Consider the following 26646-nt stretch of genomic DNA (forward strand, 5'->3'; position numbering starts at 1 on the left):
AAGGTGTGAACGGATCCGGCGTGTCCGAGCAGGCCGCTAAAACACGGCCGGTCTAGGCGCAAAGCACAGCCATAGCGCGGGCTATGGCGAGCATTTGCAACGACGAGCGGGCGTGTTTTGGCGGGATGAGCGGGCATGAGGGGTTCATTCACACCTTCTCAGGCCGCAAAGCCGCCGTCGATCAACAAGCTCGCCCCCGTCACCATGCCCGATTCCGGGCCGGCCAGATACGCCACCATGCCCGCGATCTCATCGGGGTGGGCATGGCGGCTCAGGGCCATCAGGCCGTGCATGTCGCCCGCCATGGGGCCGTCAGCGGGGTTCATGTCGGTGTTCACGGGGCCGGGCTGCACGTTGTTCACCGTGATGCCACGCGGGCCCAGGTCGCGCGCCAGGCCCTTGGTCAGGCCCACGATGGCGGCCTTGCTCATGCCATACACGCTGAATCCGGCCCATGGCACGCGGTCGGAGTTGGTGCTGCCAATGGTGATGACGCGGCCATAGGCGCCGCCCTGGCCCATGTGGCGCACGGCGGCCTGGGTGGCCACGAACACGGCGCGCACGTTGACGTTGAGCGTGTGGTCAAAGTCGGCCAGCGCAAAGCTGCTGAGCTCACCCGCGATGGCGACGCCCGCGTTGTTGACGAGGATGTCCAGGCGGCCCAGCTCTCGCGCGGCGCGGTCCACCGCCTGGGTGAGGGCGACGGCATCGGCGCTGTCGGCCTGCAGGGCCAGGGCCTTGCCGCCGCTTGCCGCAATGTCCGCCACCAGCGTCTCGGCAGGTGATGCGGAGCTGCTGTAGGTGAAGGCCACGGCCGCGCCATCGCGCGCCAGGCGCCGCACGATGGCCGCGCCAATGCCGCGCGCGCCGCCGGTGACGAGCGCAACCTTGCCCGCCAGTGGGCGGCCCGAGGATGTAGGAGCAGAGACCGGGGATGTTTCAGACACAGAAGACATGGTGTTGTTTCTCCAACGAGGTGCATGCAGAAAATGGTTCGTCACCGAACCGGGAAGACTGCAGTGTCAGAAAAACACTCATACTCTGGTAGCCATGAATGGGCTGTATATCTTTCAACCCTTGGTTGAAAATACCCCGCATGCAGCCCCTCAGCCACCTTGAATCGTTTGTGCAGTCTGCCCTATCGGGCAGCTTTTCGGCCGCCGCGCGGCTCATGGGCCTGACGCCCGCCGCCGTGAGCAAGAACGTGGCGCGGCTGGAGGCCAGCCTGGGCGTGCGGCTGTTCCAGCGCAGCACGCGCAGCCTCACGCTCACCGAGGGCGGGCAGCGCCTGCTGGCGCAAGTGGGCCCGCCCCTCACCGCCCTGGCCGACGCGGTAGACCATGCGGCCGAGGCCGAGCAGCAGCCTGCGGGCACGCTCAAGGTCAGCATGGGCCAGGCCTTTGGGCGCGCATACCTGGTGCCGCTGCTCACCGAGTTCTTGCAGCGCTACCCGGCCATCCAGCCCGACTGGCGCTTTGAGAACCGGCAGGTGGATTTGATCGGCGAGGGCTTTGACGCCGGCATTGGCGGCGGCCTGAACCTGAACCCCGACATGGTGGCGCGCACGCTGGGCCCCATCCATCTGGTGGTCGTGGCGGCGCCTGCACTGCTGCAGGGCCGCAAGCGGGCGCCGCGCCACCCGGCGGACCTGGCGCAGTGGGATGGCATTGCCCGGCGCAACATCCGCACCGGGCGCATCAACGTCACCACGCTGCGCAACAAGGCGGGCGATGCGGCCCCCGTGGAACTGCGCCCGCGCGTTGTGTTCGACGACCCCGAGGCCATGTGCCAGGCCGCGCTGATGGGCCTGGGCCTGGCCGTGCTGCCCATGCCGTTTGCGCAGCCCTGGCTGGCGCAGGGCGACCTGGTGCGGGTGCTGCCCGGCTGGTGGGCCGATGCAGGGCCGACCTCGCTGTACTACCCCAGCAAGAAGCTGCTGCCCGCACGCACCCGGGTGTTTGTGGACTTTGTGGTGGAGCAGTTCAGCACGCGCGGCTTTGCGCAAAGGGTGCGCGGGGACTGACGGGCACAGCATGGGGCCCGAGCCACGGCAGCGCGGTGGCAATAATGGGCCTTTGCAATAGCTCTGGACCATATTCATGCCCCAACACATCGGCATCGTGGGCTGCTCCGCCGAAGGGGCTGCTTTGTGTTACCGCACCCTGTGCACCGAAGGCGCTGCACTGCTGGGCCGCCCGCATGCGCACCCCGAGGTGACGCTGCACACACCGTCGCTGGCCGACTATGTGGACTGCCTGGACCGGAATGACCTGCAAGGCGTGGCCGACCTGATGCTGGCCTCCGCCCACAAGCTGGCCCGTGCAGGCGCCGATTTTCTGATCTGCCCCGACAACACCATCCACCAGGCCATGGACCGCGTGCTGCCCCACTCACCGCTGCCCTGGCTGCACATTGCCGAGGTGGTGGCGGCCGAGGCGGCAGCGCGCGGGCACCGGCGCCTGGCCCTCGCCGGCACACGCTGGCTGGTGGACAGCAGCGTGTACCCCGATGCGCTGCAGGCCCAGGGCCTGCAATGGGTGCGCCCCACCGAGGCCGAGCGCAGTGAGATCAACCGCATCATCATGGACGAGCTCGTGCCCGGCATCATTCGCCCTGAGGGCGTGGCCCTGTTCCAGCAGATCATCGCCCGCATGCAGCGCGAGGAAGGCTGCGATGCAGTGGTGCTGGGCTGCACCGAGATCCCGCTGATCCTGAGCGACGCCAACTCCCCGCTGCCCACACTGGACTCCACCCGCCTGCTGGCCCGTGCGGCGCTGCGCCGGGCCGTGCAGGTTGACTGAACGCAATTACTTGAGCCGCTGCGCCACCACGGCATCCAGCGACGCCATGAAGGTCTCCACGGCCCGCGTGTAGGCGCTTTCCAGGCCCAGCTGCGCGTTGATCTCGCCATGGGTCAGCTCCTGCGGCAGCACCTCGGCGCGGCCGCCCAGGTCGCGCACGCGGCGCGCCATGCCCTGGGCCTGCAGGCAGGGGTGGTCGGGGCGCTCGGTGGAGCACACGAACTGGAACGGCGGCACCGGCCCCGACAGCGCGTGGTACGGCGACACCGCCGCCCAGAACAACGGGTTGGCGCCCATTACCTCGTCATAGAACGGGTAGTGCGGCGCGGTCATCACCACCGGCACATTGAGCGCCGCACTGTCCAGCGACACGGTGCCCAGCCAGGGCCAGGCCCCTTCGCGCTGGGCCAGGGTGGGCGATGCATTGATGAGCGACACCAGGTGCGCGCCCGCCGAGTGCCCCATCAGGATGAACCGCGATGCATCGGCGCCCCAGCTGGCGGCGCGGCTTTGCGCGGCGGCCAGCGCCATGGCCACGTCCTGCGCCTCCTGCAGCACATTCACGGCGGGGTACAGGCGGTAGTTCACCGAGATGAACACAAAGCCCTTGGGCACCCAGCGCGCCACCTTCTCCTGCACCACGCGGGACATGGCCTTGTCGCCCGTGCGCCAGGCGCCGCCATGCACCATGAAGATCACCGGCGCGCGCGTACCGCTGGCCACCGCAGCGCTGCTGGCGGCACTGCCAGCAGCGGGCAGGTAGACATCCATGCGCTGCAGCGGGTCCGCACCATAGGGCACATCGGCGAGGCGCTGCACACCGGCGGGCAAGGCCGCAGCGGTGTCGCGCAACTGGGCAAAGGGTCCCAGCCCGCGCAGCTGGGCGTGGGCGTGCGGGGTCATCAGCACAGCGGCCAGCGCACACAGCGCTGCGCCCAGGCCTGTGCGCAGGGAGGCGAACGCGGAGAGTGGAGTGGAAGGACGGGACATGCGGGATCTCCTGGCTCAATGAATGGAAGGTGATGGATCAGGGCCGCGCTGGGCAGGCCATTGGGGCGCCGCTGGCGTCAAAGCAGCTGGCGCTGCGGGAACGGCCGGTGTCCGCGTTGTACGAGCTGCTGGTCTGCACGCTGTTGCCGGTGGTGGCGCTGGTGGCCGTGGTGGTGCGGCCCTGGGTCACGCTGCCGTCAGCGCTGCGCGTGGCGGCGCCCGTGCTCTGCAGCGTGCCCCTGTCGCCCTGGGCGGCCATGGCGCTGCTGTGGCTGGCCGAGCCATCGGCATTCCTTGCGCTCTGGCCCTGGCGCACAGCGGTGGCGCCGTTGGGGCCCACCACGGCGGCGCCGCTGCGCACGCTGCCGTGGCCCTGGCCGTCGGTGGTCACGCTGCGGCCGCGCAGCACGCCCCCACCGCCCGGCGCGGCGCGGACCACGCCGGTGCGGGCGGTGGTGCTGCCATCGGCGTTGTGCTCCACGGTGTGGCGGCTGCGTGCGCTGGCATCGGTGGCTGCCAGGAGCAGCAGCGCCGTCACGGCCAAGGCGGCCAGCAGCATGGCGCGGCAGGTGGCAACGGGGGCGGGAGGTGTCGGGGCGGAAGGGAACATGGCGGTGGGCTCCTTGCAACAGAACAGGGGGTACGGAGCAGCAGGATGCTGCGCTGGCCTGAACTATGGCCGCCAGGTATGAGCCAGTTGTGGCGCCCGCTGCGCGATGTATGACAAAGCATGACAAACCTCCGGGGCCTGTCATGCGTTGTCATGCACCGGGGCACCTGCCCGCGCTGGCACCCGGTGTTTTCGGCCCTACCATTGGCACGCAGCCTTGGCTGCACCCACCCACTGCCATCCACCTCCACCGCCCCATGACGGAAGCCCTGGCCAAGATCCTGGTCGCAGACGACGAGCCCGACCTGCGTGCGCTGCTGCAGCGCTACCTGAGCGACCAGGGCTACAGCGTGCGTATGGTCGATGGTGCGGGCCCGCTCGATGTGCTGCTGCAGCGCGAGCGCTTTGACGTGTTGGTGCTCGACGTGATGATGCCGGGCGAGGATGGCCTGTCGATCTGCCGCCGCCTGCGCGCGCAGGGCGAGACCATTCCCATCCTGATGCTCACCGCGCGCGGAGACCCGGTGGACCGTATCGTGGGCCTGGAGATGGGCGCCGACGACTACCTGCCCAAGCCCTTCAACCCGCGCGAGCTGCTGGCCCGCATCCAGGCCATGGTGCGCCGCCAGCGCCTGCTGGGTGCGCACACCGGGCCGCGCCAGACGGGCGGGCGCATCGATTTTGGCGCGTTCACGCTGTGGCTGGATGAGCGCCGGCTGGAACGCCATGGGGGCGCGGACGGCGACGGCGCCCAGGACGTTCCCCTGACCACGGGCGAATTCGCGCTGCTGCAGGCGCTGGCACAGCAACCGCACCGGCCCCTGGGCCGCGACCGGCTCATCGCACTGGCCTATGGCCCTGACCACACCGCCACCGACCGCAGCATCGATGTGCAGGTGATGCGCCTGCGCAAGCTCATCGAGGCCGACCCCGCGCAGCCGCGCCACATCCGCACCGTGTGGGGCGTGGGCTATGTGTTTGTGCCCGATGGCGCAGCGCCCGGCGGCGGAGGCAAGCCATGACGCCCTCCGCCACACCCCAGCCCACCCGAGGCTGGTGGCCGCGCAGCCTGCTGGGCCGCAACCTGCTGCTGATGGCGGTGTTGATCGTGCTGGGCCAGCTGGTGGCGGCCGTGCTGGTGCGGCAGATGATCTTTCAGCCCCGCGTGGCACAGGTGGCCGATGGCGTGGCGCGCAACGTGGGCGCTTTGCGCGCAGGGCTGCAGGCGCTGCCCCCGGCAGAGCGCGCTGCATTCGTCGAGGCCTTCAACCAGCAGGCCGTGCGGTCGGCCCCGCCGGTGGCGGCGGAAAGCACTGTTCGGCGTGCGCTGTTGTCGCCCCTGGAGCGGCAGTTTGTGCAGGCGGTGTCGCGTCGCTTGGGGGCTGAGGATGCGGCAACATCAGCATCACAGCCATCACAACCCGTGTGGCGCCGCGACAGCACGGGCGTGCTGGCCCTGCGTGTGGTGCATCAGGGGCCGGAGGGGGCGGAGACCTATTGGCTGAACCTGCCCAGCGTGTTCCCCACGCGCGAATTCACCGGCGCCTGGCTGGCCGCTACGCTGGCCAGCATGCTGCTGGCGCTGCTGGGGGCCTGGTGGCTGCAGCGGCACATTAACCGCCCGCTAGCGCAGGTGGTGGCAGCGGCCCGGCAGCTGGCGCAGGGCCAGACCCCTGCGCCGCTGCCCGAGGACGGGCCCGAAGAAATCGCCACCGTAGGCCGCAGCTTCAACCACATGGCGCACAGCCTGGCCGCGGCCGAGCAGGAGCGGGCGCTGATGCTGGCCGGTGTGTCGCACGACCTGCGCACCCCGCTGACCAAGCTGCGCCTGGGCGTGGAGATTGCCGGTGCGCAGGTGGATGCGCCCCTGGCCGCGAGCATGGCGCGCAGCATCGACGAGATGGACGGCATCGTGGGCCAGTTTCTGCAGTTTGCGCGCAGCGGTGAGGCCGAGGCGCCCACCCCAGCGTCGCTCAACGACCTGGCCCAGGCCGTGGCCGAGGCGCAGGCCGACCATGGGCGCACCGTGCGGCTGGCGCTGGGCACGCTGCCCGATGTGCTGGTGCGCCCCCAGGCACTGCGCCGCGCGCTGGACAACCTGGTGGAAAACGCCTGGCGCCACGGCACACCGCCGGTGCTGCTGCGTACCGGGTCCGATGCCGACGGCGTGTGGCTGGAGGTGCAGGACCAGGGCCCCGGCATCGCCCCGGCAGAGCTGGACCGCATCCGCCAGCCCTTTGCGCGCGGCGATGGCGCGGCACGTTCGGGCGCACCGGGCGCGGGGCTGGGCCTGGCCATTGTGGAGCGTGTGGTGCGCAGCCACGGCGGGCGGCTAGAGCTGCACAGTGCGCCGGGCGCGGGGCTGCGCGCGCGGCTGGTGTTGCCACGGGGCGAGCGGGGCTGATGCCGCTGCGCACGCCCAGGGCACGCTGCACCCTGAAAATTCAGCCAAAAGTGCCGCAAGCGCTAGTGCAATATGCGGCAGCAGCTCTCAAATCAGTAGCAATTCAGTGAACCCTGCAGACGCTCAGGCCACCGGCATCTTCAGCTTGCGGTACAGCGTCTGGCGGCTGATGCCCAGCTGGCGCGCGGCCTGCGACATGTTGCCGCGCGCGGCCTGTAGCGCCTGGTCGATGGCGGCCTGGGACAGCTGCTGCAGGCTCAGGCTGGCTGGCAGGCCGTCCACACCAGCACCCGCTGCGGCATCGCTGCGCGGGCTGGAGGGCACCGCCGTCAGCGCCTGCACCAGGTCGTCGGGCATGTGCTCCCAGCCCAGGGTGTCTTCGCCCTCGGCCAACATGGCGCAGGCGGTGCGCAGCACATTGGCCAGCTGGCGCAGGTTGCCGGGCCAGGGGTAGGCGGCCAGACGGGCCAGCAGGTCGGGCGCCACCTGCACCTCAAAACCCAGGCCCTGTTCCGTCGTCAGGTCGGCCAGCAGACGCTGCAGCAGCGCCACAAAGTCGCTGCGCTCGCGCAGTGCGGGCAGCTGCACCGTAAGGCCGTTGATGCGGTAGTACAGGTCTTGCCGAAAGCGACCTTGCTCCGCCGCCTGCATGAGCTGGTTGTGCGTGGCGCAGACCAGTGCAAAGTCCACCGGCACGGCCTTGCTGGCGCCCACGGGCGTCACGCTGCGCTCTTGCAGCACACGCAGCAGGCGGGTCTGCAGGGCCAGCGGCATGTCGCCAATTTCGTCGAGGAACAGCGTGCCGCCATGCGCCTCGCGCAGGCGGCCCAGATGGCCCTCCTTGCGCGCGCCGGTGAAGGCACCGGCCACATGGCCGAAGAGTTCGGATTCGATCAGGTGCTCGGGAATCGCTGCGCAGTTGATGGCCACAAACGGCGCATCGCGGCGCGGGCCGCTGGCGTGCAGCGCACGCGCAAACACCTCCTTGCCCACGCCCGACTCGCCCTGCACCAGCACCGCAATCGGCTTGCCCACCACGCGGCGGGCCTTGTCAGCGGCGGTGCGCCAGCGGGCGTCGCCGGTGTCCAGCAACGCCAGTGCGTCCTGCTGGGGCACTGCGGCGGCCATAGCAGCGGGCCGTGTGGGGGTGGCCACCCAGGCGGCGTCCATCTGCACCTGGGCAAACAGCAAGGCGCCCTGCAGTGTGCGCAAGGCCTGCGGCTGCTGGGGGCGGCGCTTGTGGTGCGAGAGCAGGTCATCGAGCCGCACGTCCAGCACCCGCTCCAGCAAGGTAGCGCCCACATCGCCCGCGTGCAGGCCCAGCTGCGCCAGGGCCACGCGGTTGGCGCCCACGATCCAGCCATCGGCGGACACGGCCACGATGCCCTCGGCCACACTGCCAATGCCCTCGGGCGCGCTGTGCAGGTGCAGGCGGATGTTGCGTTTGCAGGTGGCAGCCAGCAGGCGGTTTTCAATCATGCGGGCTGCCGTGCTGACCAGGCCCAGCGCATGGGCGTGGCCGTTGCGGTAGTCGCCCGAGATGTCGAGGATGCCCAGCAGGTCGCCCGTGGCCGACAGGATGGGCGATGCCGCGCAGGTGAGAAAGTTGTTGCGCTCCAGAAAATGCTCGCCGCCATGCACCTCCACCGCGCAGGCCTCGGCCAGGGCGGTGCCGATGGCATTGGTACCCCGGTGGGCCTCGTGCCACGAGGCACCGCTGGTCAGCGCCACGCGCTCGGCCTTGTCCACAAAGTGCGGGTCGCCCAGCGTGTGCATCAGCATGCCGCGCCGGTCGGCCAGCACCACCACGCTCTGGCTGTGGCGCACCTGCTCGAACAGGTATTCCATCACCGGCCGCGAATGCGCCAGCAGTTCGGGGTTGCTGGCCAGCACCTGGCGCAGCGTGCCGCTGCTGGGGTGGTCGATGGCGGGGGGCCGCCCGGTGGGCAGCAGGCCGGCCGCCATGCTGCGCGACCAGGAGCGCGCCAGGCGCTCGTCCACCAGGCCGCTGGGGCACTGGCCAGAGTCCAGCAGGTGCTGGCGGGCCTGTCGCAGGGCGACGGGGGAGGTGTTGGGGCGCACGCTTTGTCTCCGTGCGGGCTCAGGGCGGCCCGCTTGTGGTGTGTGGGCCAGTATGGCGGGCTCGACGGCGCGGGGCAAGGGTGTGGGCGCAAGCGGAGCGCCAACTGTTCCATTTCGTGACAGGTGTCGCGGCCCGGGACACCCGGGCGCGGGCGGCTGCGACAGGTATCCGCACTGGGCGGCCGAAAAAATCCAATGAAATCAACACTTCGCGCGCCCAGGCCCGCTGGCATGTGTTTTGAGTAAGGGGTTGGCATCGGACAGGCGCTACAGAGGCCACCCGATGCACACAACCATCGCAGGAGACAACACCATGACCGTTTACGCAGCCCCCGGCGCCGCTGGCGCCAAGATCACCTACAAGCCCCGTTACGACAACTTCATCGGCGGCAAATTCGTGCCCCCCGTCAAAGGCCAGTACTTTGACGTCATCACGCCGGTGAGCGGCAAGGTCTACACCCAGGCCGCGCGCTCCACCGCCGAAGACATCGAACTGGCACTGGACGCCGCCCACGCCGCCGCCGACAGCTGGGGCAAGACCGATGCGGCCACGCGCGCCAACATCCTGCTCAAGATCGCCAACCGCATCGAAGAAAACCTGGAGCGCCTGGCCTACGCCGAAACCGTGGACAACGGCAAGGCCATCCGCGAGACGCTGAACGCCGACATTCCGCTCACCGTGGACCACTTCCGCTACTTTGCGGGCTGCGTGCGGGCGCAAGAAGGCGCCCTCTCCAACATCGACGAGAACACCGTGGCGTATCACATCCAGGAGCCGCTGGGCGTGGTGGGCCAGATCATTCCGTGGAACTTCCCCATCCTGATGGCCGCGTGGAAACTGGCGCCCGCGCTGGGTGCGGGCAACTGCGTGGTGCTCAAGCCCGCAGAGTCCACGCCGATTTCCATCCTCATCCTGGTGGAGCTGATTGCCGACCTGCTGCCGCCCGGTGTGCTCAACATCGTCAACGGCTTTGGCCGCGAGGCCGGCATGCCGCTGGCGCAGAGCAAGCGCATTGCAAAAATAGCGTTCACCGGCTCCACCAGCACCGGCCGCGTGATCGCGCAGGCCGCTGCCAACAACCTGATCCCCGCCACGCTGGAGCTGGGCGGCAAGAGCCCCAACATCTTCTTTGCCGATGTGATGGACAAGGACGATGCGTTTCTGGACAAGGCGATTGAAGGCTTGGTGCTGTTCGCGTTCAACCAGGGCGAGGTCTGCACCTGCCCATCGCGTGCACTCATTCAGGAATCGATCTACGACAAATTCATGGAGCGTGTCTTGAAGCGTGTGGCCGCCATCAAGCACCAGAACCCGCTGGACACCGACAGCATGATGGGCGCACAGGCATCGAAGGAACAGCTCACCAAGATCCTGAGCTACCTCGACCTGGGCAAGCAGGAGGGTGCCGAAGTGCTGGCCGGTGGCGGCCAGGCCCACCTGGGCGGCGACCTGGAAGGCGGCTACTACGTGCAGCCCACGCTGTTCAAAGGCCACAACAAGATGCGCATCTTCCAGGAAGAAATCTTCGGCCCCGTGCTGGCCGTGACCACCTTCAAGGACGAGGCCGAAGCGCTGGCGATTGCCAACGACACGCTGTACGGCCTGGGTGCCGGCGTGTGGAGCCGCAACGGCAATGTGGCCTACCGCATGGGCCGCGCGATCAAGGCCGGGCGCGTGTGGACCAACTGCTACCACGCGTACCCCGCGCATGCGGCATTTGGCGGCTACAAGGAATCGGGCATCGGGCGTGAGACGCACAAGATGATGCTGGACCATTACCAGCAGACGAAGAACCTGCTGGTTAGCTACAGCGAAAACAAGCTCGGCTTCTTCTGATGGGGTGGCGGTCCAAAAACCGTCCTTGGCGTCGTTGCTCCGTCTGGCCGTGGCGCTGCCACTGTCTGCGACGGAGACGCCTAGCCAGGAACGGTTTGTGAACCGCAGGAAACGTTGTGGGCGGCGCGTTGTTCCAACGCGCCGCTTTTGCTTCTTTTGCATTGCATGCTGGAGACACCCATGGTCGACAAAGTCATTGCCACCCCCGCCGCGCTGGAGCTGGTGGCCTTTCTGCAAACCAAGCACGGCCCCGATTTGATGTTCCATCAATCGGGCGGCTGCTGCGACAACAGCGCAGCCAACTGCTACCTGCCCGGCGAGATCACGATGGGCGCGGGCGACGTGTATCTGGGCGACATCGGCGGCTGCCCGTTCTACATCGGGCGCGCGCAGTACGAGACCTGGAAACACACGCAGCTCATCATCGATGTGATCGAGGGCACGGGCGGCACCTTTTCGCTGGAGGGGCCGGAGGGCAAGGCCTTCCACACGCGCTCGCGGGTGTTCACCGACGCGGAGCTGGCCGAACTGGGCATTGCGCACGGGCCTGGGGCGTGAACGTTGGGGGCTGTACGGCCTGCCATGACGCTCCTCCATGCGCGTTACAGCGCATTTCAGGTCATTCAGGCCGGTAGCGCTAGTGCAATATGCCGCTGCAGCTATTGAATTCGTAGCACGCCTGCGGCCGTGCGCCCGCCGCCATCGTCGCCCAGGCGGAACACCGACACCACCTGCACCAGGTCTTCGGCCTGGTTCTTGAGGCTGCTGGCAGCGGCGGCCATCTCCTCGACCAGCGCCGCGTTCTGCTGGGTCACCTGGTCCATCTGCGTGACGGCCTCGCCCACCTGGGCCACGCCCAGCGATTGTTCGTGGCTCGCGGCGCTGATCTCGCCCACGATGTCGGTCACGCGGCGGATGGCGCCCACCACCTCGCTCATCGTGGCGCCGGCGCGGTCCACCAGGGCGCTGCCCTGGGCCACGCGCTCCACGCTGGCGCTGATGAGCGTCTTGATCTCGCGCGCGGCCTCGGCGCTGCGCCCGGCCAGGCTGCGCACCTCGCTGGCTACCACCGCAAAGCCCCGGCCTTGCTCGCCCGCGCGGGCGGCTTCCACGGCCGCGTTGAGCGCGAGGATGTTGGTCTGGAACGCGATGGAGTCGATCACGCCGATGATGTCGGAGATCTTCTGCGACGAGGCGTTGATGCCGTGCATGGTGTCCACCACCTGCGCCACCACTTCACCGCCCTGCACGGCCACCGTGCTGGCATTGGCGGCCAGCTGGCTGGCCTGCTGGGCGCTGTCGGCGTTCTGGCGCACGGTGGCGTTGAGCTGCTCCATCGACGCGGCAGTTTCTTCCAGCGCGCTGGCCTGGCTTTCGGTGCGGGCCGACAGGTCGGTGTTGCCCTGGGCAATCTGCACGCTGGCCGTGGCCACACTCTCGGAGCCACTGCGCACGTTGCGCACCACCTGCGTGAGCTGTGCGCGCATCTGCTGCAAGGCCTCCAGCAACTGGCCTACCTCGTTGGTGCCATGGGCAATGGGCTCGCCGCTCAGGTCCCCCTGCGCCACGGCGCGTGACAGCGCCACAGCCTGCGACAGCGGCCCGGTCATGGAGCGCACGAACACCAGCGCCATCGCACTGGTGGCCGACAGCGTGAGCACCAGGGCCAGCGCCACCCACAGCAGGTTGCGCTGCAGCCCTGCCACGCGCGCCTGCAGCGCCTGGTCGAGGCTGGCCATCGACAGGTTGTTGAGCGCGTTCAGCGCCTCGATGGTGCGGGTGAACGCGTCGAAGTAATCCTTGGACGGCAGCTGCAGCTCCGTGGCGTTGAGGATGTCGCGCTCCACCATCTGCAGCGACTGCTGGATCTGCCCTTGCACGGCCTGCGCGCTGCTGCCCAGCGCGCGCTGCAGCTCGGCATTGCCCTGCAAGGCGCGGTCCAGCCCCCGGAAGGTGTCGCCCTGCAGCTCGGCCACGCGCTGCTGCAGCACCAGCAGCTGACCCTTGCCCTGGGGCGTGAGCTCGCGCTTGCCCAAGGCGCTGGCGCCCTGGGCGCGCAGCATGCCCAGCTTTTCCCCCAGCATGGGGGCCTGCGCCAGCGAGGCCTGCACCAGCGCGTGGGTGTCGGCCTCGGGGTCGATTTGCAGGCCATAGGCATGCACCAGCGACTCATTGAGCTGCAGCAGCGTTGCGATGAGCTGGGTATGCTGCGCGGTGCTTTGCGCCTGTTCGATGCTGCGCGCGGCCACGGCCTGCTCCAGGGTGCGCCAGGTCTGCTGCGCCTGGGTCCAGGCCGCCATCTGCGCAGCGGGCACCTTGGCGGCGGCAAAGCGGGCGCTCACGTCGTCCAGCGCGGTGTTGACCGCATCACGCGCGGCGGGGCGGCGCGCGGCCAGCGACTCGTCGCCCCCCAGCATGCCCACCGACAGGCCCCGGTGCACCTGCATGCGCTGCACCAGCAGCGTGAGCGCCTGGGCAGGGGCCACGCCCTGCGCCTCCAGGCGCGCGTGGTCGATGGCGTGGAGGGAGTCGCGCACCACCAAGTAGGTGGGCAAGGCGCTCATCATGAGCCCGATGGTCCCCAGGATGAGGAATTTTTCGAGCAGGTTCAACCGGTGAAGCAATGACATGGCAGTGGGCGCAGGCCACACGGCGTGCGCTTTAGAGTAGGCCCCACGGGCGGGTGTCGGCACCGCCGACTGGAGGGCGGCCCCTGTGAACCTGAGGACGATCGCATGGGGAAATCGTCCACCGGCACCGAGGGCCAAACGGAATGGTTCTCAATGTAGGGACGCGTTTGCAGTAGGGTTTTGACTCAGGTCAAGTGACGCAGAGCTTCGCCCACGCGGCCGCATCGCGAGCGCTGGGCTGCGTTCGGAGGCGGGTGGAGGCTGCGGCAGCCGGGGCGCTGGAGAATAATGAACGCCTCCCCATCCTTTGGAGCCCCGGCATGCACTTAACCACCCTGCGCTTCCTGGCGTCCCAGACCACGCTGCCCCAGGCAGGCCGCATCCCCGGCGGCACAGTGCTGCGCTGGGTGGACGAAGCCGGGTTTGCCTGCGCCAGCGCCTGGGCCAAGGGCGCCTGCATCACCGAGTTTGTGGGCGGCGCCCACTTTGTGCGCGCCATCCGCCCGGGGGACCTGGTGGAGGTGCACGCGCGCCTGGCCTACACCACCGACACCAGCATGTGCCTGGCCGTGGAAGTGCGCAGCGGCGCCGTGCACGGCGCACCGCTGGAGGACGTGGTGCACTGCGTGGCCGTGTACACCGCCGTGGATGCCAGCGACCAGCCGCGCACCGTGGACAAATGGAGCCCCGAGACCCCCGGCGACATTGCGCTGGCCCAGCGCGTGAAGGCGCACATCGACGCAGCGCGCGCGGCGCAATGAGCGGCGCTGCACAGGCCGCATCCGCCACCAGCCCGCTGCGTGCGCGCGACCTGCTCGCGGCACTGGTAGTGGTGATCCTCTGGGGCGTGAACTTTGTGGCGATGAAGTGGGGGCTGCGCAGCTTCAGCCCCTTCCAGCTGGGCGCCGCGCGCTACCTGTGTGCAGCGCTGCCGCTGGTGCTGCTGGTGCGCCCGCCGCGCATGCACTGGCGCTGGGTGCTGCTGTTCGGCTTGTTCCAGGGCGTGGGGCAGTTCGGCTTTTTGTTCATGGGACTCAAGGTGGGCATGACGGCCGGGCTGGCCAGCGTGCTGCTGCAGACCCAGGTGTTCTTCACGGCGCTGCTGGGCTTTGCGCTGTTGCGCGAGCGGCCGGGGCTGCCGCTGCGCGTGGGCATGGGGCTGGCCGCACTGGGGCTGGTGTGTTTTGCGATGAACTATGTGGGCCCGGGCTCCGGCATGGGGGTGGCGGCAGCCACCACGCTGGCGGGCCTGCTGCTCACGCTGTGTGGCGCGGCGATGTGGGCGTCGTCCAACATCGTGGCGCGGCTGGCGCAGCAGCACAGCCCGGGCTTTGATCCGTTGGCCTTTGTGATCTGGAGCAGCCTGGTGCCGGTGCTGCCGTTCATGGCGCTGTCCGCCCTGTTCGACCCTGACGCCGCGCGCTGGCTGCAGTGGCAGACGCTGGCCAGCGTGCCGCTGCTGTCATGGGCCGCCGTGGCCTACCTGGGCTGGGCCGCCACCATCGTGGGCTACGCGCTGTGGACAAACCTGCTGCAGCGCTACCCCGCCAACCGCGTGGCGCCGTTCAGCCTGGCGGTGCCAGTGGTGGGCCTCACCGCAGGCTGGCTGCTGCTGGACGAGGGCGTGGCGCCCTGGCAGTGGGCAGGCATTGCGCTGGTGGTGGCCGCGCTGGCCTGTGTGGTGCTGGGGCCCCGACTACAAGCCAAAATGGCCGGTAGTGCTAGTTAAATATGCCTTAGCAGCTATCAACTAGATAGCAAACAACGACAACACTGCCTACAGCAACCGGCGCCGCGCAAAGCGCACCACGGTCACCCCGGCACGTGCCTGGCGCACCGAGGGCATCACCAGCACACAGTCGTCGTACGGAGTGACCACCGGCACGCCGTCGTTGTCGCCAATCACCGTGCCCGCCTTCTCGAACACTTCGAGGCCCGTGTACGGCGCCACAAACCGGAAGGCGCTGCTGGTGGCGACCACGGGGCCGGTCACCTCCAGCGCCCACTGGCGCGGTGCATCGGGCAGGCGCCAGCCGGGCAGCTGCTGCGCCAGTGCGTCGGCGCTCATGGCGCCAGACTGTTCGATAAAGCGCACGCACTGGTCCTGCGCCACAGCGCGACTGGCCGGGTCGCCATGGAAGCCACATTCGATGAGCAGCGAGCGGGTGCCGTTGTCGTCCAGGTCGCCAAACCGGCCGTAGTCGCGCATGCGCACGCCGTCCTTGTGACCGGCGTCCACCACGATGTGTTCGGGCGAGCGCATGGCGCGCGCCAGCGCCAGGTTGCGCGGCTGGATGCCGGTGAGCAGCAGCGGCGCCGAAGGCTCGTGCATGGAATGGATGTCGAGCAGCCAGTCGGCCTGCGCCACCCACGGGCGCAGCGCGGCGGCGCGGCGGCGCTCATTGGTGTCGGCCGCGTCGATGCGCTCGTCCAGCCACTGGCGATTGAGGTCTTCGTCGGTGAAGCGCGAGGCGTCGTGGTTGCCGGGGTCAAAGCGGTCGAAGGCGTCGAGGTTGCAGAACGCGAGCGTGAGCGTGCCCTGCTGCGGGCGCACACCGGCGTCGAGCAGGCCTTTGAGCGCCCAGGCACCGCACAGCTCGTTGCCGTGCACCAGGGCGCTGACCATCACGCGGCGGCCGGGTCGGCCTGAGTCGAAGTGCCACACGCCTTCGGTGCCGGTGTTGCCGGCACGCCAGGCGCTGATGTCGGGGGCAGGCAGCGCAAACACCAGGGGTTGCACGGACGTGGGAGAGAGGGGGCTGCTGCTCATTCTTCGATCTTGGCGAATTCAACGATCTTCTTGTACTTGGCCACTTCCGTGACCAGGAACTGGTCGATGTTCACGGTGGGCGAGGCCACGGTGGACCCGCTGGCTTCCATCTTCTTGCGGAAGTCCGGCGATTGCAGGCTGTCGGCCAGCGCCTTCTTGAGCTTGTCGGTCACCGGCTTGGGCAGGTTGGCAGGGCCCATGAGCGCAAACCACACGCTGATGTCCACGTTCTTGTACTGCGGCGACTCGGCCAGCGCCGGGATGTCGGGTGTGGTGGCGGAGCGCTTGGCCTCGGTGGTGCCCAGCGCAATCACCTTGCCGCTCTTGATGTGCGGCAGGCCGCTGGAGAGCACGAACACGCCGTACTCCAGGTTGTTGCCCATGAGGTCGCTGGTGAGCGGCGCCACGCCCCGGTAGGGGATGTGCGTCATGAACAGCTTGCCTTGCTCCTTCACGGCCTCGCCCGCCAGGTGCAGCGCCGTGCCCACGCCCGAGCTGCCGTAGCTGAACTTGCCGGGGTTCTTGGATACCTTCTGCGTGAACTCCGCCATGTTCTTGACGCCCGCACCGGTGGAGGCCACCAGCACCAGCGGCTGGGAGGCAATGAGGCCGATGGCGGTAAAGTCCTTGATGTCGTACTTGACCTTCTTGGTCACGAGCTTGTTGATGGCGATCTCGTTGTTGGCGCCCACCAGCAGGGTGTAGCCGTCGGGCGCCGCGTTGGCGACCTTCTGCGCGCCGATCGCGCCCCCGGCACCGCCCAGGTTCTCGATCACCACCGGCACGCCAAGCTTGTTACCCAGCTCGGTGGCCACGGTGCGTGCGGTCAGGTCGGTGCTGCCGCCGGGCGGGTAGCCCACCACGATGGTGATGGGCTTGCTGGGGTAGGCGTCTTGTGCGATGGCGGGGGCAGCAAGAACGGCCAAGCCGCACAGCAGTGCAACACGGCGCAGGGGACGGACGGTGGTCATGGCGGAACTCCTTGGCAAAGGCGGGGTGAATGGTGCGGGTGGGGTATGGACTGGATTGTGAAAAGTCCGCCGCTGGGCGTTGGTGCCAAAACGGCACCATGTCGTGCCGATTCACAATATCCGACACGGGGAAACCCGCAGGCCAGCCACAGCGGGCGCAGGCGTATCAGCGCTGCGCCAGCGCCTTCCACAGCGCCTCGGCCAGCGGCCCCAGGCGGCGCTTGGGACGGTACAGGCGCACGTCAAACCGCACCTCCATGCGGGCGTCTCCCGCGAGTGCCAGCCGCTGGGCCTTGCAGTCGGCAAACACCATGGACCAGGGCAGCCACGCAACGCCCAGACCTTTTTGCACGTATTCGTAGTGGGCGTCGGCCGAGTCGCACTCCACCACGCGCTGCAGCCGGGGCGCATGGGGGTTGTGCGCCAGGTGGTCTTCCACCAGCCGCCCCAGGGCCAGCTGGGGGGCGTAGGCCAGGTAGGGCACCCGCGTAGCGTCGGGCCCGAACCGGTGCAGCGCCTGCCCCTGCGCCGTGGCGCGCGACACAGGCACCAGCCGGTCGGAGGCCACCGTCAGGTGCGTGAACTGCCGCGCATCGAGCCGGATGGCCAGCGCCGGGTGGTGGTACACGAGCGAGAAGTCGGCCTCGTTGCGCTCCAGCATGCCCACCGTGTCGGCCAGCGCCCGGGTGCGAATACACAGCTCGCCGCCCTGCAAAATGGGCTGCAGGCGCACCAGCCAGTCGGCCACCACGGTGCGCGCCAAGGTGCGGCCCGTGGCCAGGGTCACGGTGCGGGCCTGGCGCCCGGCCAGGCTTTGCAGCTCCTCATGCGACTGGGTGAGGTTGCGCACCATTTGCCCGGCGGTGTCCAGAAAACTTTGGCCAGCGGGCGTGAGGGTGACAGGGCCTCCGCCCCGCTCCACCAGCGGCGTGCCCGCCCATGCCTCCAGCGCGCGGATGCGGCGGCCAAACGCGGGGTGGGTGACATGCCGCAGCTCGGCGGCACGGGTGAAGCTGCGCTCCTGCGCCAGTACGATGAAGTCTTCCAGCCATTTCAACTGCATCGTCGGCTCCTGGAGGGGCGGCTGTCAGGCGGGTGGCAATCTAGGGTGCCGGGGTCACGCCAGCGCCGTCAGGGGGCTGTGCGCGACGTTCAGGGTGGTGGGGAACTCAGCCCCGGGCAGCTTCCAGAACGCCCCGGGTGCGTGTGGCTTCGGCACGCGCAGCCGCAGCAAAGTCCTCGCCTTTGGACGCGTAAAGAATGGCCCGCGACGAGTTCACGATGATCGGCCCGTCGTTGCGCAGCCCGGCGCGCACGGTAGCGGCGGCGTCACCGCCCTGGGCTCCCACGCCCGGGATCAGCAGCGGCAGCGTGGGCGCGATGGCGCGCACGCGCTCGATCTCTTGTGGGTAGGTGGCGCCCACCACCAGGCCGAGCTGGCCGTTCTTGTTCCAGGGGCCTTGCGCCAGGCGCGCCACATGTTCGTACAGAAGCGGCTGGCCCTCGACGCTGGCCAGGCGCTGGGTCTGCAGATCGTCACCACCAGGGTTGGACGTGCGGCAGAGCAAAAACGCGCCCTTGCCGTGGTACGCCAGATAGGGCTCGATGGAGTCGAAGCCCATGAAGGGCGACAGCGTGACGGCATCAGCGCCGTAGCGCTCGAAGGCTTCCTTGGCGTACTGCTCGGCGGTGGAGCCGATGTCGCCGCGCTTGGCGTCCAGGATCACCGGCACCTCCGGCGCGTTGGCGCGCATATGCTGCATCAGGCGTTCGAGCTGGTCCTCGGCACCGTGCGCGGCAAAGTAGGCGATCTGCGGCTTGAAGGCACACACCAGGTCGGCCGTGGCGTCCACGATGGCGGCGCAAAAGTCATAGATCTTGCGCGGATCGCCCTGCATGCCCGCAGGGAAGCGGGTGGGTTCGGGGTCCAGGCCCACGCACAGCAGGGAGTTGTTCTGCGCCGTGGCGTCGCGCAGCATGTCGGTGAAGTTCATGGGGCGTGATTTTAGGTGGGTGGGCGCGGAAGGCCTCTGCCCATGGCCGCAATCATCTGGCGGAGGCGGTATGAGGCGCAGGCTGCGGGCGACCTGACCGGTAGCAGCGGGCAATAAAAAAGGCCGTCGAGACGGCCTTTTTGGGTTGGCTTGGAGACTTCTGCAAGCCTCTGGCGACAACGAGCGATCAGCGTGGCACAGCCAGCAGGCGTTGCACGTCGCGGTCGTTGGGCAGCGCGTAGTCGTAGCCGCGCACAATGCGGCTGTCTTCCGTGCGCACCAGCTTCAGGCTCACGTAGGTGTAGTTGGCAGCCGCCGAGTAGGTACCCACCAGCACCAGCGAGGCGTTGTGGTTGCGGGCAATGTCCTTGATCTCGCGCGACAGCAGCAGTTCGCCCTGGCCTTCGCGCACGAACACGTCGCCGCGCAGCTTGATTTCCTTCACGTTGAAACCGCTGGCCGCCATGCTGGTGGCGTACTGCTCGGACAGCGTGCGGCCCAGGGGGGCAGCGCGGCTCAAGTCATTGACGTTGACCACAGTGGCCACGAGCACGGGCCCGCCGCCCAATGAGTTCATGTCGAAACCGGTGGTCAGCTTGGTCACCGCGTCACGGCTGCTCTGGATGAACTGGCTGCTGGCGGCTTCCTGGTAGGTGGGCTCGACGCGCACAGGCGCGGCGTTGTTGGCGCAACCGGCCAGCACGGCACCGGCCAGCACCGTCAGAAGAAGTGCAGGGGTTTTCATTGCGAGACAACCTTCATGTTGACGTTCTTGTACGAGGGGCGCGTGAACAGCGGGGTGTCAGCGTTTTCCAGGTAGTACACGTCGGTCTTGCGAGCCAGGTACTGGCCGCCGCGCGTGACGGTGGTGGTCAGGATCAGCTCGGTGTTGGTCGGGCCGCCGGAGTTGATGCTGTTGGCGTAATCAGCGGCGAGCGTCAGACCGAGGCCTGCAGCCAGCTGGGCGTCGATGTGCTCATGGCGCAGGCCGTAGGCAGCAAACAGGCCCGCAGCCAGCATGGTGAACTGGCCAGGAATGAAGTGCGGGCGGTCGCTGTTGTGGCGCACGACCTGGATACCGTAGGAGACTTCCAGGGCCTGGCCCAGGTTCTGCTGAACCACGGCGCCGTTCTGGACCAGCTTGGTGATCAGGAACTCACGGAAGGCGGTTTCAAACTGCGTAGCGTTGGCAGGCAGGGAAACATGCAGAGGGGTGTTGGGGGCCACGCCGGCTTTGTCCAGGGTGCTCAGCGTCTGGTTGACCACATCGCGCGACACCAGATCCCAGTGGCCAGCGGAGCGGACTTTGGGCTGCGAGGTGTACTCGAAATTTTCCGCGACGGGAATAGGCGCCCTCTGTGCGCACCCCACCAAAGTTGCCACAGCGCCAGCCAGCACGGCCAAGCTGATTGCCTTTGAAAACGACATGATTCCCTCCTACGGACTGAATTTGCGAGGATCCGAACAGATGCGACCCGCACGATTGAAAAATAATTCTGGGCGGTATCCTCAACAAAAACAAGAAAAAATTACGCTAACTACGCTCCGGCGTACACAGTTCGTTGTTTTTGGTCACAGTTGTGTGCCGATGCAAGGCGTGTAAGCAGGCAGAGCCACCTTTGCAGCGGCCCGCCTTGCATTTGCTTACACGGAAGCGGCTGCGCGCTGCTCCAGGATGTCGAAAGCGGGCAGCTTTTTGCCTTCCAGCACTTCAAGGAAAGCGCCGCCACCGGTGGAGATGTAACCCACCTGTTTGTCGATGCCGTACTTGGCAATGGCGGCCAGCGTGTCGCCGCCACCCGCGATGCTGAAGGCAGAAGATTCGGCAATGGCCTTGGCGAGTTGCTTGGTACCGTTTTCAAAGGCGGCAAACTCGAACACGCCCACGGGGCCGTTCCAGACGATGGTGCCGGCAGACTTGAGCTGGGCGGCCAGACGGGCCGCCGTCTCGGGGCCGATGTCCAGGATCATGTCGTCAGCCGCCACATCGGTGGCCGCCTTCACGGTGGCGGGCGCATCGGCGGCAAAGGTCTTGGCCACGACCACGTCGGTAGGAATCGGCACTTCGGCGCCCCGCGCCTTCATGGCAGCCATCACGGCCTTGGCGGCGTCCAGCAGGTCGGGCTCAGCCAGGCTCTTGCCGATGGGCAGACCCGCCGCCAGCATGAAGGTGTTGGCAATGCCGCCCCCCACGATGAGCTGGTCCACCTTGTCGGCCAGGCTTTGCAGGATGGTGAGCTTGGTGGACACCTTGGAACCCGCCACGATGGCGGCCAGGGGGCGCTGGGGCTGGGCCAGGGCCTTGGTCAGGGCGTCAATCTCGGCCGACAGCAGCGGGCCGGCGCAGGCGATGGGCGCAAACTGGGCGATGCCATAGGTCGTGCCTTCGGCGCGGTGGGCGGTGCCAAACGCGTCGTTCACGAAGATGTCGCACAGCGCGGCCATCTTGCGGGCCAGCTCTTCCTTGTTCTTCTTCTCGCCCACGTTCAGGCGGCAGTTTTCCAGCAGCACGATCTGGCCGGGGGCCACTTGTACGCCGTCCACCCAGTTGGCAACCAACGGCACATCACGGCCCAGCAGCTCGGCCATGCGCTTTGCCACGGGAGCCAACGAATCTTCAGGCTTGAACTCGCCTTCGGTCGGGCGGCCCAGGTGGCTGGTCACCATGACGGCGGCACCGGCGTCCAGGGCCATGCGGATGGCGGGGATGGAGGCGCGGATGCGGGTGTCTTCGGTGATGTTGCCGGCATCGTCTTGCGGCACGTTCAGGTCGGCGCGGATGAAAACGCGCTGGTTGCGGGCCTTGCCCTGGGCGCACAGATCGGAGAAGCGAAGGATGTTCATGGAGGGAGGTTTCCTGGAGGGGCCGGTGGGTCAGGGGCGCCATTTTAGGCGGCCCTGCTGACGCGGCCCGGAGCCGCCAGTACCTACCAGCCCCAGCCGATGTGCAGTGGCAGGTACACCGCCATGCCCACCAAAATGGTGCCCAGAATGCCCCGGCGCCAGAAGTAATACGCGCTGGCGAACAGCACGGCTGGCAGGCGAGCGTCCATGAAGGTGTCGATCAACTCGCCCTGCACCATGAGGATCTCGGGCGCGATGACGGCGGTGAGCGCGGCCAGGGGGGCATATTTCAGGCCCCGCTTGAGCCAGTCGGGCAGGGGCAGCTCACGCTCCGGGATCATGAAGAAAGAGCGCGACACCACCGTGATCACTGCCAGACCCACAGTGGCCAGCACGGAATAGATCCAGGACCAGCTCATGGGTGGCGCTCCTCGCGCAGCGGCACCACGTCGCCCGCCTCGACATGCTCGCGCTCTTCCGGCGGCATGACGCTGTCGGCAGGCACCAGCAGCAGCTCAGGCTGGCGACGGCGGCGGTCCACCGCCTCCATCAGCAGTCCCGCCGCCACGGCGGCCGCCAGCGCCACCAGGATGTTGAGCTTGAGCGGCAAGGCAAACGCGGCAATCGCGGCAGTGGCCGCAACGCCCGTGGCGAGCCAGGTGGCCCGGTCGAACAGCAGGGACAACAACACGCCCAGCAATGCCAGCACCCCCGCAAAACCCAGTCCCCAGGACAGGGGCACGGCGTTGGCCAGCAGGATGCCGGCGATGGACGGCACCTGCCATGCCAGCCAGTTGGTGGAGGCGGCGCCCCAGAAGTACGGCACCTGCTCCGGCGCCGGTCGGGGTTCCGGAAAGCGCTTCATGAACGCCACGTAGATCACATCCCCGCTGAAATACCCCACGGCCAGGCGCTGGCGCAGCGGCAGGTGCGCAAAGTAGCTGCGCCACATGCTGCTGAAGATCACAAACCGCAGGTTGACGCAGGCGGCCGTGAGCCACACCACCCACAGCGGCGCGCCCACGGAGAGCAGCGGAATGACAGCAAGCTGAGCACTGCCGGCATACACCAGCAGCGACATGAACACCGCCATGCCGACCGACATGCCACTCTTGACCATGGCCACCCCGGTGACCAACCCCCAGGCGGCGATGCCCAGCGACGTGCCCGCCATGTCGATGGCAGCTATGCGGAAGGAGGGGTGGCGCAGTGTCCGGCCCAGGGCAGCAGACACGCTCATGCAGGGTTGGCGCCCAGCACCATGCCCGGCTGCAGGTCAAAGCCGCGCAAGAAATCAGCGGCCGCCAGCCGCTTGCCACCCGCCCGCTGCAACGTGGTCAGGCGCAAAGCGGTGCCGCTACCGCATGCGACAGTCACTCCGGCGCCATCTGCAGCCAAAATCTGCCCGGGGCGCTGGTCGGATATGCCTTGAATGCTATCAATTGCATAGCTCCAGATTTTGATCGTCTCGCCCTTGCATTCGGTACTGGCCCCGGGGAAGGGATCGAACGCGCGAATGCGCTGGCCAATGACTGCGGCGGGCAGTGTCCAGTCGATGGTGCTCTCGGCCTTTTCGATCTTGTGGGCATAAGTGATGCCGTCCGCCGGTTGCGGCACGGCAGTGAGGCCCCCACAGGCGGCCAGCTCCAGGACCTCGACGATCATGCGTCCGCCCAGCGTGGCCAGGCGGTCGTGGAGGGTGGCGGTGGTATCGCTCGGGGCAATGGGCAGGCGCTCGGTGAGCAGCATGTCGCCCGTGTCCAGCCCGGCGTCCATCTGCATGATGGTGACGCCCGTTTCCGCATCACCTGCCTCGATGGCACGGTGGATGGGAGCGGCGCCGCGCCAGCGCGGCAGCAGGCTCGCGTGGATGTTCAGGCAGCCCAGACGGGGCAGATCCAGGGTCCACTGCGGCAGGATCAGTCCGTAGGCGGCCACGACCATCACATCGGCCTGCGCGGCCAGCAGGGCTTCGCGCGCAGCGGCGGCATCGTCGGGGTACTTGCCATCCAGGCGCAGGCTGCGGGGCTGGGCGACGGCAATGCCATGCTCCAGCGCGCATTGTTTGACGGGCGATGCCTGCAGCTTCATGCCACGGCCTGCAGGGCGGTCCGGTTGCGTCAGCACCAAGGGAACGGTGAAGCCTGCGGACAGCAGCCGCTCCAGGGCCACGCGGGCGAATTCGGGGGTTCCGGCAAAAATGACTCTCATGGAAACGGATGTTGGCTCAGGTGGGCGCGGGACGCGGTGGCCCGGCGGGGCCGCCCATCCCATCAATCGCGCGCGTTGTCAAAATTGGGCAGCTCGTCGGTGAACAGCACCTGGCGCACCACCCCTTGGCGGTCCAAGTGCACATGGGCCTGACGCAGGTCCGAGTTCTGCCGGAAGCGGTAGGTCCAGATATCACCATCAAAGCGCGCCACCTGCTCGACCCGCAAGGGCATTCCGAAGGTGTTTTGCAGGTCGGCGCGGGTCCAGGTGCCCACGGGCAGGTTCTCGAACCGTTGCTGCGTGAGCACCTGCTCGTTGCGCACCAGCCGACCGCTGGTGTCAAAGTCGAGGTTGTAGGCAGCAAACCCAGCGGGCAGTTCCGAATACAGCAAGCGCTCGCCAGAGGGCAGCGCAATCGTGGCCGTGGGCGGGCCCAGGCGGGCGACCACTTCGGCCCGCAATGCGCCCGGCTGCTCGTGGGCCGGCAGCGCGCAGGCCACCAACAGACCAACCAGCGCACCCAGCGCCAGCACTCTGACGCCCCGGCGGACGCAGAGCGCTGCGCGCATCACCCGCGCGCCTCCCGCTGCTGCTTGACCATCTTGGTCTTGATGCGGTTGCGCTTGAGGGGGGAGAGGTATTCCACAAACACCTTGCCCATGAGGTGGTCCATTTCGTGCTGGATACAGACCGCCAGCAGGCCGTCGGCCTCGATCACGCGGGACTGGCCCTGGGCGTCCAGCGCCCGCACATGCACGGCATCAAAACGCTCCACGCCGTCATAAATGCCAGGCACCGACAGGCAGCCTTCTTCGTTCAGGTGCTTTTCGGCGCTGGTCCAGACCAGCTCGGGATTGATCAGCACCAGGGGCTGATCGCGCTCCTCCGACACGTCGATGACCACCAGCCGCTCATGCACATCCACCTGGGTGGCCGCCAGGCCAATGCCGTGCGCGTCGTACATCGTGGCCAGCATGTCGGCCACCAGCGTGCGAATGCGGTCGTCCACCGCCTGGACGGGGCGGGCGACCTTGTGAAGCCGGGGGTCCGGGTAACAGAGAATGGGAAGGATTGCCATGGCTGCAGGTAAGAGATGTCGCTATTTTCGCCACTTTTGCGGCCTACTGCCGCCCTGCGAGCCAATAATCGTTGCCGAATCAAGGGCTTGAGCAGAGAATCTAAGAAGCTTTGTAACGTATTTGCCCGGCCGCACGCCTGCTTTGTGCGCCGAGGTGCCAGCGAGGGGGCGTTTCCCAATGCATGAGAAAAGGAACAACATGACGGCATTCACCAGCGTGCGGCGGACCGCCCTGGGCGCGCTCACCATCATTGCTGGCGCACTGCTGGTCATGCCGGCCCAGGCGCAGAACTACCCCATCTCCAGCGGCCAGCGCGCCACCGCGCAGCAGGTGTCCGAGCGAGGGGTGCCGCTGGAAGAGCTGGCGCCCAACGCCCCAGACACCTACACCGTCAAGCGGGGCGACACGCTCTGGGGCATTTCGGGCATGTACCTCAAGCGCCCATGGCGCTGGCCCGAGCTCTGGGGCATGAACCTCAAGACCATCCCCAACCCGCACCTGATCTTTCCTGGCCAGACGCTTTACCTTATTAAGGAAGGCGGCTATGCCCGCCTGAGCACCAGCCGCTCCAGCGAACCCGAGACCGTGCGCATCTCGCCCCGCACCCGCAGCGATAGTTTGGCTGATTCGGCGCTGCCCACACTCAAGCAGCACCTCATCGAGCCCTTCCTGGTCGAGCCGCTCGTGGTGGACGAGCAAGTGCTGCTGAGCGCCCCGCGCGTGATCGCGACGACGGAAGAGCGCGTGCTGATGGCGGCGGGCGACCGTGTCTATGTGCGTGGGGACGCCGCGTCTCCCATGCTGGCAGAAGCGGGCGAACCCCGGTACTACCGTGTTTTCCGCAATGCCGTGGCGCTCAAGGACCCCGTGACGGCCGAAGTGCTGGGATATGAAGCCCAGTACCTGGGCAAAGCGGAATTGGTGCGTGGCGAGTCGTTTGAAGAAATTCCGAACGGCAAGGGTGGATACACGGCGGAATACATCCCCGCCACTGTGGATCTGTCGGCCACCAAGGAAGAGGTACGCGCTGGTGACCGCCTTCTCCCCGCGCCAGCGCGTCCGTTCCTGAGCTACACCCCCCGCGCCCCCGAGATGGAAGTGGATGCCCGTGTGGTATCTATTTATGGCAGCTCGGCGGTGGCCTACGCGGCACAGAATCAGGTGGTGGCCATCAACATGGGTTCGCAGGACGGACTGGAGCCCGGCCATGTGCTCAGCCTGCTGACCAAGGGTGACCGCATCAAGGACATGACGGACGACAAGAAGGCGATGGTCAAGCTGCCCAGTGAAATCAACGGCACGGCCATGGTGTTCCGCACCTTCGAGCGCGTGTCATATGTGCTGCTGCTGGAAATCCGCAACGGTGTGCGCGTCGGCGACCGCTTGGTCAACCCCAAGTAACGCTGAGGGCCGGCAGTTCCTA

The 26646-nt window shown here is 67.7% G+C and carries 26 protein-coding genes; 9 read left to right on the plus strand and 17 right to left on the minus strand.

Going from position 1 to position 26646, the window contains the following annotated elements:
- Positions 1 to 158: 158 nt before the first annotated feature.
- The gene (locus ACODSU_RS00565) at positions 159 to 956 is read right to left on the minus strand and encodes an SDR family oxidoreductase (RefSeq protein WP_488839287.1); all 798 of its coding nucleotides are present in this window, start codon (positions 954 to 956) and stop codon (positions 159 to 161) included.
- 140 nt (positions 957 to 1096) lie between these two features.
- Between ACODSU_RS00565 and ACODSU_RS00570 the strand changes: the two genes are divergently transcribed.
- Together ACODSU_RS00570 and ACODSU_RS00575 are read left to right on the plus strand one after the other, a co-directional pair.
- Complete coding sequence (locus ACODSU_RS00570) at positions 1097 to 2023, plus strand: LysR family transcriptional regulator (protein WP_476017998.1); 927 nt, start codon at positions 1097 to 1099, stop codon at positions 2021 to 2023.
- A 76-nt stretch (positions 2024 to 2099) separates the two neighbouring features.
- A complete protein-coding gene (locus ACODSU_RS00575) occupies positions 2100 to 2801 on the plus strand; it encodes an aspartate/glutamate racemase family protein (protein ID WP_488839289.1) in 702 nt (233 codons plus the stop codon).
- A 6-nt stretch (positions 2802 to 2807) separates the two neighbouring features.
- On the opposite strand, the gene ACODSU_RS00580 is transcribed toward ACODSU_RS00575, so the two are convergent.
- Both ACODSU_RS00580 and ACODSU_RS00585 read right to left on the minus strand, forming a co-directional pair.
- Positions 2808 to 3791, minus strand: a complete 984-nt coding sequence (locus ACODSU_RS00580; RefSeq protein WP_488839291.1) for an alpha/beta hydrolase — start codon at positions 3789 to 3791, stop codon at positions 2808 to 2810.
- A 37-nt stretch (positions 3792 to 3828) separates the two neighbouring features.
- The gene (locus ACODSU_RS00585) at positions 3829 to 4401 is read right to left on the minus strand and encodes a hypothetical protein (protein ID WP_488839293.1); all 573 of its coding nucleotides are present in this window, start codon (positions 4399 to 4401) and stop codon (positions 3829 to 3831) included.
- 257 nt (positions 4402 to 4658) lie between these two features.
- On the opposite strand from ACODSU_RS00585, the gene ompR reads away from it, so the two are divergent.
- Positions 4659 to 5423, plus strand: a complete 765-nt coding sequence (gene ompR, locus ACODSU_RS00590) for an osmolarity response regulator transcription factor OmpR (protein ID WP_488839295.1) — start codon at positions 4659 to 4661, stop codon at positions 5421 to 5423.
- Complete coding sequence (locus tag ACODSU_RS00595; RefSeq protein WP_488839297.1) at positions 5420 to 6805, plus strand: ATP-binding protein; 1386 nt, start codon at positions 5420 to 5422, stop codon at positions 6803 to 6805. The genes ompR and ACODSU_RS00595 overlap by 4 nt, the downstream gene beginning before the upstream one ends.
- Positions 6806 to 6928: 123 nt before the next feature.
- Here ACODSU_RS00595 and ACODSU_RS00600 read toward each other — a convergent pair whose 3' ends face one another.
- Complete coding sequence (locus ACODSU_RS00600; protein WP_488839299.1) at positions 6929 to 8887, minus strand: sigma-54-dependent Fis family transcriptional regulator; 1959 nt, start codon at positions 8885 to 8887, stop codon at positions 6929 to 6931.
- A gap of 313 nt (positions 8888 to 9200) precedes the next feature.
- On the opposite strand from ACODSU_RS00600, the gene exaC reads away from it, so the two are divergent.
- Both exaC and ACODSU_RS00610 read left to right on the plus strand, forming a co-directional pair.
- Positions 9201 to 10724: an acetaldehyde dehydrogenase ExaC gene (gene exaC / locus ACODSU_RS00605; RefSeq protein WP_137749392.1), complete on the plus strand. Its 1524-nt coding sequence runs from the start codon at positions 9201 to 9203 to the stop codon at positions 10722 to 10724.
- A 180-nt stretch (positions 10725 to 10904) separates the two neighbouring features.
- On the plus strand, positions 10905 to 11282 hold the full coding sequence (locus tag ACODSU_RS00610; RefSeq protein ID WP_488839302.1) for a DUF779 domain-containing protein: 378 nt from the start codon (positions 10905 to 10907) through the stop codon (positions 11280 to 11282).
- A 101-nt stretch (positions 11283 to 11383) separates the two neighbouring features.
- On the opposite strand, the gene ACODSU_RS00615 is transcribed toward ACODSU_RS00610, so the two are convergent.
- On the minus strand, positions 11384 to 13354 hold the full coding sequence (locus ACODSU_RS00615; RefSeq protein WP_488839304.1) for a methyl-accepting chemotaxis protein: 1971 nt from the start codon (positions 13352 to 13354) through the stop codon (positions 11384 to 11386).
- 320 nt (positions 13355 to 13674) lie between these two features.
- Here ACODSU_RS00615 and ACODSU_RS00620 point away from each other — a divergent pair, with 320 nt between their 5' ends.
- Complete coding sequence (locus ACODSU_RS00620) at positions 13675 to 14115, plus strand: acyl-CoA thioesterase (RefSeq protein WP_488839306.1); 441 nt, start codon at positions 13675 to 13677, stop codon at positions 14113 to 14115.
- Complete coding sequence (locus ACODSU_RS00625; protein WP_488839308.1) at positions 14112 to 15083, plus strand: EamA family transporter; 972 nt, start codon at positions 14112 to 14114, stop codon at positions 15081 to 15083. The genes ACODSU_RS00620 and ACODSU_RS00625 overlap by 4 nt, the downstream gene beginning before the upstream one ends.
- A 48-nt stretch (positions 15084 to 15131) precedes the next feature.
- On the opposite strand, the gene ACODSU_RS00630 is transcribed toward ACODSU_RS00625, so the two are convergent.
- The 12 genes from ACODSU_RS00630 to def all read right to left on the minus strand — a co-directional run bounded on the left by ACODSU_RS00630 (position 15132) and on the right by def (position 25222).
- The gene (locus tag ACODSU_RS00630) at positions 15132 to 16124 is read right to left on the minus strand and encodes a M14 family metallopeptidase (protein ID WP_488839310.1); all 993 of its coding nucleotides are present in this window, start codon (positions 16122 to 16124) and stop codon (positions 15132 to 15134) included.
- Positions 16121 to 17095 carry a Bug family tripartite tricarboxylate transporter substrate binding protein gene (locus ACODSU_RS00635; protein ID WP_488839312.1) on the minus strand — a complete coding sequence of 325 codons (975 nt, stop codon included), beginning with the start codon at positions 17093 to 17095 and terminating at the stop codon, positions 16121 to 16123. The genes ACODSU_RS00630 and ACODSU_RS00635 overlap by 4 nt, the downstream gene beginning before the upstream one ends.
- 166 nt (positions 17096 to 17261) lie before the next feature.
- The gene (locus ACODSU_RS00640) at positions 17262 to 18158 is read right to left on the minus strand and encodes a LysR family transcriptional regulator (protein WP_422848079.1); all 897 of its coding nucleotides are present in this window, start codon (positions 18156 to 18158) and stop codon (positions 17262 to 17264) included.
- 106 nt (positions 18159 to 18264) lie between these two features.
- Positions 18265 to 19089: an orotidine-5'-phosphate decarboxylase gene (gene pyrF / locus ACODSU_RS00645; RefSeq protein ID WP_488839314.1), complete on the minus strand. Its 825-nt coding sequence runs from the start codon at positions 19087 to 19089 to the stop codon at positions 18265 to 18267.
- Positions 19090 to 19276: 187 nt separating this feature from the next.
- Positions 19277 to 19834, minus strand: coding sequence for a FlgO family outer membrane protein (locus tag ACODSU_RS00650; protein ID WP_116748286.1), 558 nt, complete (start codon positions 19832 to 19834; stop codon positions 19277 to 19279).
- Positions 19831 to 20517, minus strand: coding sequence for a hypothetical protein (locus ACODSU_RS00655; RefSeq protein ID WP_056742898.1), 687 nt, complete (start codon positions 20515 to 20517; stop codon positions 19831 to 19833). Before ACODSU_RS00655 ends, ACODSU_RS00650 begins: the two co-directional genes overlap by 4 nt.
- A gap of 216 nt (positions 20518 to 20733) precedes the next feature.
- Complete coding sequence (locus ACODSU_RS00660; protein WP_343735527.1) at positions 20734 to 21933, minus strand: phosphoglycerate kinase; 1200 nt, start codon at positions 21931 to 21933, stop codon at positions 20734 to 20736.
- 83 nt (positions 21934 to 22016) lie between these two features.
- Complete coding sequence (locus ACODSU_RS00665; protein ID WP_488839317.1) at positions 22017 to 22352, minus strand: AzlD domain-containing protein; 336 nt, start codon at positions 22350 to 22352, stop codon at positions 22017 to 22019.
- Positions 22349 to 23173, minus strand: a complete 825-nt coding sequence (locus tag ACODSU_RS00670) for an AzlC family ABC transporter permease (protein WP_015016234.1) — start codon at positions 23171 to 23173, stop codon at positions 22349 to 22351. The genes ACODSU_RS00665 and ACODSU_RS00670 overlap by 4 nt, the downstream gene beginning before the upstream one ends.
- Positions 23170 to 24144 carry a methionyl-tRNA formyltransferase gene (gene fmt / locus ACODSU_RS00675; RefSeq protein ID WP_488839320.1) on the minus strand — a complete coding sequence of 325 codons (975 nt, stop codon included), beginning with the start codon at positions 24142 to 24144 and terminating at the stop codon, positions 23170 to 23172. Before fmt ends, ACODSU_RS00670 begins: the two co-directional genes overlap by 4 nt.
- A gap of 62 nt (positions 24145 to 24206) precedes the next feature.
- Positions 24207 to 24713, minus strand: coding sequence for a hypothetical protein (locus ACODSU_RS00680; protein ID WP_488839322.1), 507 nt, complete (start codon positions 24711 to 24713; stop codon positions 24207 to 24209).
- The gene (gene def / locus ACODSU_RS00685; protein WP_056067873.1) at positions 24713 to 25222 is read right to left on the minus strand and encodes a peptide deformylase; all 510 of its coding nucleotides are present in this window, start codon (positions 25220 to 25222) and stop codon (positions 24713 to 24715) included. Before def ends, ACODSU_RS00680 begins: the two co-directional genes overlap by 1 nt.
- Before the next feature lie 199 nt (positions 25223 to 25421).
- On the opposite strand from def, the gene ACODSU_RS00690 reads away from it, so the two are divergent.
- Entirely contained in the window at positions 25422 to 26624 is a 1203-nt protein-coding gene (locus tag ACODSU_RS00690; protein WP_488839324.1) for a LysM peptidoglycan-binding domain-containing protein, read from the plus strand.
- The last annotated feature ends 22 nt before the right edge of the window (positions 26625 to 26646 follow it).

The sequence above is a fragment of the Acidovorax sp. FG48 genome, from assembly GCF_057809085.1.